The 12,245-nt window shown below is 42.0% G+C and carries 7 protein-coding genes; 4 read left to right on the top strand and 3 right to left on the bottom strand.

Going from position 1 to position 12,245, the window contains the following annotated elements; all coding sequences use genetic code 11:
• Positions 1–12 precede the first annotated feature (12 nt).
• The 3 genes from M2470_RS14365 to M2470_RS14355 form a co-directional block, all read right to left on the bottom strand.
• Positions 13–1,866: a biotin/lipoyl-containing protein gene (locus M2470_RS14365; RefSeq protein WP_280745698.1), complete on the bottom strand. Its 1,854-nt coding sequence runs from the start codon at positions 1,864–1,866 to the stop codon at positions 13–15.
• Positions 1,867–2,212: 346 nt separating this feature from the next.
• Positions 2,213–3,070, bottom strand: coding sequence for a sugar phosphate isomerase/epimerase (locus M2470_RS14360; protein WP_280745697.1), 858 nt, complete (start codon positions 3,068–3,070; stop codon positions 2,213–2,215).
• A 12-nt stretch (positions 3,071–3,082) separates the two neighbouring features.
• Complete coding sequence (locus tag M2470_RS14355; RefSeq protein ID WP_280745696.1) at positions 3,083–4,411, bottom strand: Gfo/Idh/MocA family oxidoreductase; 1,329 nt, start codon at positions 4,409–4,411, stop codon at positions 3,083–3,085.
• A gap of 121 nt (positions 4,412–4,532) precedes the next feature.
• On the opposite strand from M2470_RS14355, the gene M2470_RS14350 reads away from it, so the two are divergent.
• The 4 genes from M2470_RS14350 to M2470_RS14335 all read left to right on the top strand — a co-directional run bounded on the left by M2470_RS14350 (position 4,533) and on the right by M2470_RS14335 (position 12,187).
• Positions 4,533–6,287 carry a helix-turn-helix domain-containing protein gene (locus M2470_RS14350; RefSeq protein ID WP_280745695.1) on the top strand — a complete coding sequence of 585 codons (1,755 nt, stop codon included), beginning with the start codon at positions 4,533–4,535 and terminating at the stop codon, positions 6,285–6,287.
• Between the two features lie 184 nt (positions 6,288–6,471).
• The gene (locus tag M2470_RS14345) at positions 6,472–10,971 is read left to right on the top strand and encodes an Ig-like domain-containing protein (protein WP_280745694.1); all 4,500 of its coding nucleotides are present in this window, start codon (positions 6,472–6,474) and stop codon (positions 10,969–10,971) included.
• Between the two features lie 138 nt (positions 10,972–11,109).
• Positions 11,110–11,757 (top strand): hypothetical protein, encoded by a 648-nt coding sequence (locus M2470_RS14340; protein ID WP_280745693.1) that lies wholly within the window; start codon positions 11,110–11,112, stop codon positions 11,755–11,757.
• 1 nt (position 11,758) lies between these two features.
• Entirely contained in the window at positions 11,759–12,187 is a 429-nt protein-coding gene (locus tag M2470_RS14335) for an MBL fold metallo-hydrolase (protein ID WP_280745692.1), read from the top strand.
• Positions 12,188–12,245: the final 58 nt, after the last annotated feature.

Genomic DNA, 12,245 nt, shown 5'->3' with positions numbered 1-12,245 from the left:
TCCTCTTGCTTGCTATTCGATTTCGAGCATAGGCGTTTCTTCTGTCACGAAATCACCGAGATTGACTAATACCTGTTTTACTTTACCGGAGTATGGAGTGGTGATGTTGTTTTCCATTTTCATGGCTTCAAGCACCAATACATTCTCTCCTTCTTTCAGCATATCTCCCGGTTTTACCAGGAACTGATAAATGCGTCCGGGCATGGGTGAACAGATCACATGGCCTGTTATTTTATCTGTTTGTTTGGTATCAGAAGCTGCATTTTGCCCCTTTTCTTCTGTGTCGGCATGAGCCTTTTGATACGCTTCTTTTTTATACTTTGTCAGATAGTCTTTCGCTACGATGGGGAATAGCTCCAATAAAAGCTGTTCTTTTTCGTTTTCAGCCAGTTTTACGCCTCCGCAGTCTTCCAGTACCGGATTGGGCTGCATTTCGTAGGAGGAGGTATCGTAAGGCGTTTCTTCGCGCATGCCTGCTATCTTCAGTCTGAACTCAGGATCGATAGGTACGGGTGTTTCGCCATATTCGCCTTTTACGAGGTTTCTGAACTGGTTGGAAACGTTACTGTATTTGGGTTTTCCGTTCTTTTCGTCCAGTGCGCAGTTTACAGCCTGTACACCTACAATCTGGCTGGTAGGTGTAACCAGCGGAGGCAAACCGGCATCCAGGCGTACGCGAGGGATCAGTTCCATCGCACGTTCCAGAATGAACTCGCTTTTCAACTGTTTCAACTGGGCTACCATATTGGTGTACATGCCACCGGGTATTTCGGCTTTCTTTACCAATTCATCGGGTTTGGGGAATCCAAAATAGTCTTCAATCGCATGACAGGCTTTTATCAAGGCCTCTTCATGGTCTTCCCGGGCGGCTTTTATGGCAGCATCAAACTGTTGCTCGATATGCTTCGGCAGTTGGTCTCTCAGTGGGGAAAACTTATTCGGGAATTGCTTCACTACATCGTAGGCTTCCAACTCTTTCCGTATATAGATCAATTCGCCGTTTATCTTCTCGATGGCTTCCATATCCAGGTCGAGATCAATACCCATTTTCTGGCAGAAAACATAGATCAGTTCTATAGCCGGAGCTGCTGGCCCACCAGCGAAATACCAAATGTTGGTATCTACTATATCAACCCCGTTTACGATAGAGGAAAGGACAGATGCCAATCCGTAACCCGGCGTACAATGTGTATGAAAATCAATCGGAATGGATAAGTGTTTCTTGAAAAGTTTGATCAGGGCAGCTACCCGGCTGGGGGGTATCAATCCGCTCATGTCTTTGATGGTGATCATATCAGCGCCCAGTTCCTCCATCTGCTTTGCCTTGTTGAGGAAATACTCATTGGTGAAGATCTTATGCGGTAGTTTCTTCCCTTTCAGCTGAGCTTTCAAGCGTTCTGCTGTAGAGAAATGGGGGTCGATGGTGTAGCAAACGGCACAATCAGCGATTCCTCCGTATTTTTTGACTGATTTGATCGTAGACTTGATGTTATTAATGTCGTTAAGAGCATCAAAAATACGCATGATTCCAAGCCCGGAGTCTATCGCTTCCCGGCAGAATCCGTCGATCACACTATCAGGATACGGATTATAACCAAAAAGATTACGTCCACGCGATAAAGCTGTCAGCTTGGAAGCATCCCCTACGGCAGCTTTAATTTTTTCCAGTCTGTTCCACGGATTCTCATTCAGATACCTCATTACTGAGTCGGGCACGGCGCCACCCCATACTTCCATTGCATAAAAACCTGCGTCTTTATAGAATGGTAAAACACGATCAATCTGTTGTTGTGTCATTCGGGTGGCAAACGAAGATTGTTGTCCGTCACGAAGGGTCAGATCCCTTACTTTCAATTTTGGCTTCATCGCTAAATGATTTAGTTGAGTTATAAGTTCATAACGGTGTAAATATAGTTATTATATTCAATTAAAGAAATATTTCATTAATAATTTTCGCAAATATTCCTAAAATATACGACAAAACTCTAATTAATAGTTAGTATTCAGTAATTTAATAGTGTGATAATTTGAAATATATTACTTTGTAAAAGCGATAAACAAGCCGATATTACCTCAAAAAAACAAAAAAACAGGCTGAAATTAGCAATTGTGGTTTCAATTTAAAACTTAAAAAGGTATGATGAAGGATAAATGATCGTTTATAAAACAGGACGTATGTGAAGAATAATAAGATACGTCCTGTTATTTTTTGCTAGTAAGTTATTTTTGACAGGTAGTTAGCGGCTGTCCGTACGCATAGCTCCGGATCGGCTGGATTGTCGTGTTCGACGATAAAGTGCTTAACTCCGGCTACTTTGTTGAGACGGAAAATAGACGGGAAATCTATACAGCCTTCGCCCACGTATTCAAAACTCCTTTCAGCCGTTTTGTCCATATCCTTTATGTGGAAAACGGGGTAGCGTCCGGGGTATTTCTGAATGTACTCTACGGCAGATTGGTTTCCTTTTGCAATCCAGTAAAGATCGAGTTCGATAGATACATCGTCCGGATTGAGCTGGGGCATCAATACGTCAAAGGGTATCTGACCGTCAGGCAGCGGCAAAAACTCCATATCGTGATTATGGTAGAGAAGCGTAAGTCCTTCTTTCCGGCAGATTTCTCCTCCACGGTTCAGGTTGTCGGCTACTATTTTCCAGTCATCCGCTTGTTTGTTTTGTCCGTCGTCTGTCCAGGGCCAGTAGCAAACAATGAATTTCTGTCCCCTTTCGTGGCAGGCATTGATGTCTTTGGCTAATTGCTCCGGATTGTTCATTGCCCCCATGCTGGTAGGCCCGATCAGCGCCTGAAGCTTCAAGTCTTTTAAGAGGGCTTTTAATTTGTCTAAAGGCATACCCATTGTGCCCCCAAACTCCAGTTCTTTATAACCAAGGGAAGCGATTGTTTCCAAGGCCTTTTGGGGATCAGCTTCCAGCCATTTGCCTGCTGTATTCCCTGTAATAATCCCAAAAGAGGGTAGTTTTGCCTGCATACTGCAAGCCGATAAGAATTTAGGCAAAAGGCAAAGACCGGATAAATAGGCCGTTGTGCTGATAAAATGTCGTCTGTTCATATCGTTTCTTTATTAGGTGTTAGGAAATTTCCATGGTGAGCGATAAGAAGGCCGCAGGTATTTATCGGCTTCTGCATTATTGATAAAACATTGGTTGAAATCGTCATAAACCAAAGCCGAACCAGTGCGAGCCGCAATATTCCCCAGGTGTGCGTATTTGGCACAAAGACTACCATTCTCAATGGTACAGGCCGTCTCGAAATGCCGGTTTTTCATACATTCAAGGAAGTTGCTGACGTGGTCTTTATGATCCTGGAAATCGGCCTCAACCTTGATTACCTCAGCTTTGTTGAGTTTCTTGGCGTTATCCCATTCGGGTATAATTTCCCAATTATCGCGATTGGCTACCAGCGTACCGTTGGTTCCTTTAAATGCAATACCATAATTCCGGTTGTAAGGGCCTGTTTCCGTACCTCCGACATGACTCCAACTCATCAGGAAAGAATCAAATTCATACACTACTTTTTGGGTATCGAACGTTTCCGGACAATTTTCGGGATAAGCGAATTTGCCCCCCAGTCCTACGATACGTTGAGGCATTCGTTTGATATCCATCCCCCAGAGCACCATATCCAGTAAATGTACACCCCAGTCTGTCATTAATCCCCCTCCGTATGCCCAGAACATCCGCCAGGAACCATGAAAATGTTGTTTGTTGAAAGGCCTTTCCTGTGCCGGCCCCTGCCACATATCATAATCTACTCCTTCCGGAACAGCAGTGTTTGGAACGGGAAGGCTCAAAGCCCCATAATTAAAGTTTGCCCATATATCGGCAGAAGCGATGGTTCCCAGCTTGCCGCTTTTGAGGTAGTCTACCATCGCTTTCCAGTGATTACCACTCCGTTGCTGCTGTCCCACAATGGCGACACGTCCATACCTGCGGGCAGCATTGACCATCGCGTCACATTCGGCAATATAATTGGCAATCGGTTTTTCCACATACACATCCTTCCCGGCCGAGCAAGCATCTGTAAATTGCAAACAATGCCAATGATCCGGAGTTCCGATAATCACAACATCCAGCTCTTTTATCTCAAGCATTCTCCGGTAGTCTGAGAACAGTTGAGGCTTGCGTTGAGTTGTTTTTTCCAACTCAGCCGCCTTTTCATTCAGTATATTACGATCAATATCACATAAAGCGATGCACTCCACATCTTTATGAAGCAAGAAATCAGAAAGATTAGCCCACCCCATATTCCGGCACCCGATAAGACCTACACGAATCTTATCATTAGCCCCATTCCCTTGAAAATTCAAGAGCGTATTTCCCCAAGTAGATGATGTTACCCCGGCAGCAAGGACAGTTGCCGACGTTTTCAGGAATTGTCTGCGTGTTTCCATATGTATGATTATAAGGTTATATATTGAGCTTTTATTTCACAGATAGATGATTCCACACAAAGCTAAGAAAAAATTGTTAAACTTTTATGAAGTTTTGTACATTTGCCAAAATTTGCCAAAAATGATAGAAATGCAAACTCTTCTTCGTAGATATATATATGTATCTCTGCTACTTATTGTCTCCTATTGTGCTGTTGCACAAGAACAAAAAGAAACAGTAGAGATAGATTACCAAAGCCTTCCTGATAGTTTAATTACTCCTACCACCGTACGAGCTGCAATTAGAGATACTTCAGATAAGGCTCAGAAACTGTTGAATATAATGAAGGAACGAAAATTGTGCACCTCATATGAGATAGACTATTTACAAGGCCGGATTTATAGTGACCAGGGGAAGTACAGAATAAGCCTTCATTATTATAAACGGGCTTTGGAAACCGCACCCCAAGCCAATTGGACACAGATATTTATCGGTTCAGCCTTATTGAGTAATTATAATAACCTGGAGGACTACGAAAATGTGGTGCGCTATTCCGAATATATACTGGAACTGGCCGATGAAACAGACCCTCGACACCAGCCTTACATTGGACGGGCACTTTCTCATTTAGCCGAGACGCATTTCAAACTGGGTGATAAGGATAAGGCAGAAGAGTACCTTAATAAAGGCATTCAGATGATCAGTGGAGATGCTCCTTATGCCTTGGTTACCAAGTCGTCCCTATGGACCAGGGCAGCGGAATGGCTGATGGAAATGGAGCAATATGAGCAAGCCTGTCACTATCTCCTGGTAGTAGATTCGACTGTGACGGAGCTTATCCGGTTAGATTCACCTAACCACAGAAGTGCGGTTCAGGTACTACAAGGCGAATATATCCCGAGAATGACAACAGTTTTGCATATCATGGGAAGAGAAAACGAGGCGGAACAATGGTACCAGAAATTCCGTTCCTTGAATATTGCGGACGAAAAGCTGTATCATGAAACGGGCAACCACCTCTATTTTACAAGACTTATTGTTGATTATCTTATCCGTACAAAAAAATACGATGAAGCGCTGGCAACACTGAAAGAACATGAAATTTACTTGCAAGAAAGAAATGAAAATAGTGGAGAAGCCCGAGAAACAGCCTATTCGCTATTATCCTCTGTTTATACCGGACTGAATGATTACCGGACGGCATTAGACTATGCGCAAAAACAAATTGCTGTTACAGACAGCATGCGTATCTTGCAAAAAGAGAGTGATGCCTTAGAAATGGCTGTCATCTATGAAACCAATCAAAAGGAAATGCTCATCCAGAAAACGCAATCGGCTCTTCAACAACGTGAAACAGAATTAATAGCTGCTGCTATTGGACTGGTATTGCTCCTCGCAATCATTATCCTTATAACACTCAACTGGCGGAAGATACGGATAAAGAATCGCGCTATGGTAAAGCAAATCAAGGAAATGCAAGAGCAGTGGAAAGCACAGGAGCAGGAAATCCTGAACAAACCTTTGCCTGATGCTGATGGTGACATCCTTTGTCCGGAAAGCAGACGGGATAAACTATGCAACGAGATTCGCACCCTGATCCTCAAAGAGCATTTATATCGTAATTCCGATCTTGTGCGTGATGATTTGATTACTCGCCTGGGGGTCAATAAAACGATGTTTATCGACGCTTTCCAATATTGTTTTGGTACTACTTTTCCTATTTACATTAATAGTTTGCGACTAAAAGATGCTATAGCTTTATTAGAAAATTCCGACCTGTCGATGGAAGAAATAGCCGAAATGGCCGGTTTCGGTACTGCCCGTACTTTCCAACGCCAGTTTCAGAAGGAATATGGTATGTCTCCTCGCAACTATCGTAAGATGAGCCGAAATTAAAATATTCCTACTTCTGTTAAATCCAGACCTTATTCCATAAATTCCTCATTTTGGACGAATTGTCGGGTAAAAAAGACGAATTGTCGCCTTTTTTAGGAGCTCCTACGATAATTTCGTCCCTTGTTTTAAAAACCTATTCTAACAGATTTTACTACTAATTACTAATTAAAAAGGAAGTATGGAAATGAATTTTACAACGTTATTTAAGAAAAAACTCTTTTGGGGAGCTTTTCTGTTTTTATTGATTAGCCTTAGTGCTATACCCGCCTCTGCTGCGGATAAGAACACCTATTTGTTCACAGTATCAACCACAAGTGACGCTGGGCCTGGTTCCTTGCGTGCAGCTGTTGATTCAGCCAATCTTTTGGTTACAAACCCTGATGTAAAGGTGGATCGGCCTGTTGTGATAACTTTCGATCCATCTGTGTTTGACGGTACCGCTGGTACTATCACGCTAACCAGTGGCAATATTTCGATTGGAAACCATATCTGGATTTATAACAGCAGTGCTTTAGCGGATGATGTAATCATTGGTGGTTCCGGTGTTACGCCCGTTCCGAGTGAAGGCGGTATATTTAATATACCTGATATTATCGGTTCAGACGGCTATCCTATCAATGTAACCATCGAAAATATCACTCTTGCTCAAGGGAAGGCCGAAAATGGTGGTGCCATTTATAACAAAACAGAGCTTAAGCTTAAAGGAGTAGTCTTCTCAGAGAATGAAGCTACGTCTACCGGCGGCGGCGCCATTTATAATGGTGGTATGTTGACGATTTATGATGGATTTTTTACAATTAATAAATTTACCGGAGGCGATGACAAAAGCAAAGGTGGCGGTGCTATTTATAACGAAAATGGTGGTGCACTTTATATAAAAGAAGCTGCGGGTAACGTTACAACCTTTATTGACAACAAATCTACCAATTTTGGTGGAGCTATATGGAATGCAGGTTTGATAGATATAGCAGCTACTAAGTTCGAGGCGCATAGTCTTACCGGAACAGGAACCCTGTTCGCCTCTGTATTATATAATAGTAGCAAAAATACGCAGAATGTTATCAAAGACTCCGATTTTTCAGCTAACACGAAGGCTGTAGCTATTCACAACGATAACGGAGTCCTTACCATCAGCCATTCTTTTTTTAATGGAAACATTAGTGAAACAACAAATCTAGTTGGCGGTGGCGGTGCTATATACAACGATGGTAATGCAAGTGCCGATGCTACTGTTACTGTACTTACAATAAACGACGGATGCGTTTTCCAGAATAACAAAGCCGAAAACGAAGGAGGCGCCATCGCAACTTATAGCGCTACGCTGAACGTATCAGATACCAGGTTTTATAAGAATACGCTTACCAACCCTTCTCCTTTCGGCGGCGGTGCGATTTATGTAAATGTAGGGACACAGAATTTTGATGGCAATGTAAATCTTACCAATGTAGATTTTATAGAGAATTCGGCTCCCTCCACAGGAGATGGCGGAGCAGTTTACTTCAAAGGACAGAATGTTGTGCTGACCGTCAATGGCGGCAAGTTCGAAGGTAACTCGGCCGATGAAAGTGGTGGTGCGATATACAACTATAATAGTACAAAACCGATGAACATAACAGGAACTGTGTTTAAAGGTAATACAGCCGGAACCAATGGTGGAGCTATTGAAAGTACATCAAGTATGACAGATTGCGAAATCACGATTACAAATAGCTTGTTTGAGAACAATAAGGCTGCCGGTCAGCATGGTGGCGCAATAGATGTTGCCAACTCCATATTGGTTCTTACGAATACCGACTTTATCGGTAATGAAGTAGGTTCTTTAGCGGGTGGTACTACTCCTGGATTAGGCGGTGCTATTATGAACGCAGGAACATCTATAACGGTTGACGGTGGAACCTTTGCTAAAAACAAAGCATACCATAAAAGTGATAATACCAGCGGACAAGGCGGTGCTATTTATAATAGCAGCACAAGTACTATGACTGTCCAAAATGCCCTCTTTACAGGCAATAAAACGACTGGTTCTAGCATCAACTATGGAGGTGGCGCTATTTATACGGCGAATGCTACAAGTAACATTGCCAAAAGGGATATTATTGTCAATTGCATATTCGAAGAGAATACAACAGAAGCAAACGGTGGTGCTATTTTCGCTAATGGCACTGGGAAAAACTTAACGATTGCTAATTCGATTATTAAAAAAAATACAGCAGGCGGTAAAGGAGGTGGAGTTTATCTAAGATGGAACGAAGGTGCCATTCTCTTAAATAGCCGGGTGCTTGATAACGAGGGTGCTGCTAACGTTGATGATAATATTAGTGGGTACTCGGGATCAGTAAAGGCAAAAGCTGCCTACTCTACATTTGGAGCAACATTAACATTTGTGGATGAAATCACAAGTGTTACCGGAACCAACAATGTTGCCAATGCAGGTACCTTGGTAGCTAAAGATGCTTCAGGCAATGTTTATTTTGCAGACTTAACAAACAATCTGTGGAAAAAAGCAGACGGAACAGCTGGTACTCCAGCATTTAATTATGATGCTTCGGCTGACTATGGATTGTCAGGTGCTACCATCTATGCCAACTACATTGATGGAACAACTTCTCGCATCATTACTAATCCTGCCAACGCTATAGATGTAAACGGTGCATTCGCAGATGCAGCAGGGAATGCAGCTCCTGTTCCCGGTGGTGTAATCCTCGCTGCTTTTGACGCAGCTGCAGCTTCTGTTACATGGAGCTGGGCGCCAGCATCGGATGACGTAACGGTGGCTTCGGCATTGACATACAAAGTATATCAATCGGCTACTTCTCCTGTTGATGTAAATACGGCTACCCCAGAAGCTACATTGACGGGAACAACGACTTACACAAGTATCGACCTCTCACGCCCTTATTTGGCAGTAGTAGTAGAAGATGATGATAATGTTGCTCCTTTGAGTGCTTCTTATCAGGAAGCTGCAGATGTGATTGCACCTATCGTTACGGCTGTAACTCCGGCTAATGCAACACTAGACCTTGCCATTGATGGTACGATTGAAATTACATTCAGTAAAGATATAGCTATTGTCGGCAAGGTATTCCTGAATGATATCGAACTTACAGGCACACCTACTCTTGCAGGAGCTACCTGCCAGATTCCGTATAGCGGTCTTGCATACAATACGACTTACACCATCCGCATCGAAGGTTTCCGGGATGCAGCAAACAATGTATTGACAACCAATAAGGAAAACAGCTTCACTACGCTTACAGCCGCTTCTGCGATGGGAGATGCCATTAAACCGGGAGTAGCGCGTACATACACGAACTCAGCTGACAGTATCTATATCTCCGGCGCTACCAGCGGGAATATAACAATTACATTTAATGAGCCCATGAGCACTATCTATGGTGCGGTAACTCTAGATCAAGGTGTGGGAACATTACCTTTAGCAGGTACATGGTCGGCCGATTCTACTGCTTATACCATCCGGTATGAAGGTCTTACCAGCGGTACGGAGTATGCTATTTCTATCCACGATTTCAGAGATGTAGCCGGAAATATCATGGATGCTAATAACAACCCGGATAACAAGTTCACGGCAGGTGGAGATGATATCACCGCACCGTCGTTTAGCCTTGTTGGTGTTATTACTCCGGAAGTAGGCAAAGACAAAATCGTATTGACCTTCAATGAGTCAATGGATGGAACAGACATTCCTGCATCCATATCAATTACTCCTGCCGGATTAACTCTTTACTATCCGGGATTCTGGTCGGAAAATAACACCGTCTATACAATAGAGTGTAACGATTTTGTGCCTACACAGGAATACACAGTTAATTTTACAGGCTTCAGAGATGCGTCATACAATGCATTGCCAGATGTTGTAAACTTTAAATTTATTCCGGGTGCTGCAGCATTGCCTATGGTACTCTCTGTTTCTCCGGCTAATAATGCTACCGATGTAGCCATCAGTGGCAATATCGTGATTACCTTCAACGAAGCGATGAATACTACTGTAGCAGGAGTCGTTACACTTGATAATGGTACAACACCTGTAACATTAGATGCCGCTGCTGCAATATGGGCTGGCAATGCTTATACGATTTCGTATAGCGCTTTGGCAAACAGTGAAACGTATACAATACAGATATCCGGCTTCAAGAATATGGCTGATGATGAAATGCTTCCGAACAATGGCAATAGTTTCACTACTATTTCCAGCGCGCAGCCTCCGGTAACCATTACATACACGCTGACTTTTGATGCGGACGGTGGCTCGGTATCTCCTTCTGCAATGACAGTTGCCGAAGGTGCTGCTGCAGGAACATTACCTGTACCTACACGTGCAGACCATACATTCAACGGCTGGTTTACCGGACCAAACGCTTCAGGTACACAGTATACAGCTTCTACTATTGTAACCGAAAATATTACACTCTATGCAGCATGGACAAGCAACGACATACCTACCGGTATCGAAGAATTGTCTAACGCTCAGAAAGTATGGTCATCAGGTGGACAGTTGTACATCTGTACTCCACAAGCCGATAAAGCACGCATCTATACACTTACCGGACAGTTGTACAAACAACTTGTCTTATCAGCGAAGGAAACACAAAACCTTCCATTAGCAAAAGGTATTTATATAGTAGTGTTCGAAAGCGGATTTAACCAAAAAGTAGTAGTTCGATAAACACAAATTTATCCTACACACAACTATCTATTAGATAAATCAGCAGCCGCAAAGAGTTATTCCTTTGCGGCTGTCTTTTTATATTTCACAAATAACTATATTGCGGAATATAAATAAGGCTAATTATAAAAAGGAATCATGGAAAAGAATGAATTTAAGTATTTCCAATTAGCGAAAAAGTATAACAATTTATACAAGGATGTGCTACTTGAAAAACAGGCACATTTCAGAGGAAATAAAAATTCATATTCTCTAATATCTCTAAATCCGGAAACTCCAGAGTTAGGAACGTCTGATTTGGGAGAAGAATGTTCGGAAAACGATATTTTGAACTTTTCACCCAAAGGTTTAGGTCGTACTACTCCTGAAAAATCATTGCAAGCATGGATTATATCTTATGCCATTAATAACAACCATTTATTGCCTTTTGGTGATAATCTGACTTTTATAACTTCAGAATTGGTAATGATAAAGGCTGGTAGGAAAATAGTAAATGACATTTTAGCTATCGATAAAGAGGATAATCTTGTGATAATCGAATTGAAATCATCAAGAGTAAACAAAGTGAAAGACCAAGCGATAGACTTTAAAGAGGTGATAGAGTCTGATAAGGACTTTTTTATGGAATTAGCAAAACTAATGACTGACAGAACTTGGAATGGCAATGTTACATGCGCAATTGTGTGGCCAAAAGAGAATAAAAGAACAAGAAAATCAACTGATAAATATAAGGATATTACAGAGTATCAATATTATGAGGGATATAAATTTGATAAAATAGACTAATATGCTGCGTATAACCATTCACAGAGGTATCAATCAAATCGGTGGCTGTATTACAGAGATAGCGACTGATAAGTGTAAGGTAATTATCGACTTAGGACAGAATCTTCCTGAAGGTGACAATCCTGCTCAGGATGATAAAGCAAACAAAGAGAGCATCAGAAACCTAACAGAGGGAGTGGATGCTATCTTCTATACACACTATCATGGAGATCATGTTGAGCTATTTAAGTACGTACCTGAAAGCATTGAGCAATATATTGGAGAGGTGGCTAAACAAGTTATGCTGTGCAAATATGAAATTTTGAGTCATATCCCGAATAACGCACCTGTTAAGCAGGAAGACATTCTGCTGTTGGAGTCGTTTAATACGTTTCGGGAAAAGCAGGAAATAAGTAGTCTATCCTTAAAAGCATTTCATTTATTTGATTGACAATATATTAGTTTGATTATTTCTTGTTTATATCTGCAAGAATTAGTATCTTTATCTG

The organism is Parabacteroides sp. PH5-46, assembly GCF_029892785.1.
In the GTDB taxonomy this organism is placed as follows: domain Bacteria; phylum Bacteroidota; class Bacteroidia; order Bacteroidales; family Tannerellaceae; genus DFXE01.
Note: the sequence above shows the minus strand (reverse complement) of the source record. Positions and strands in the feature narration are given on the sequence as shown.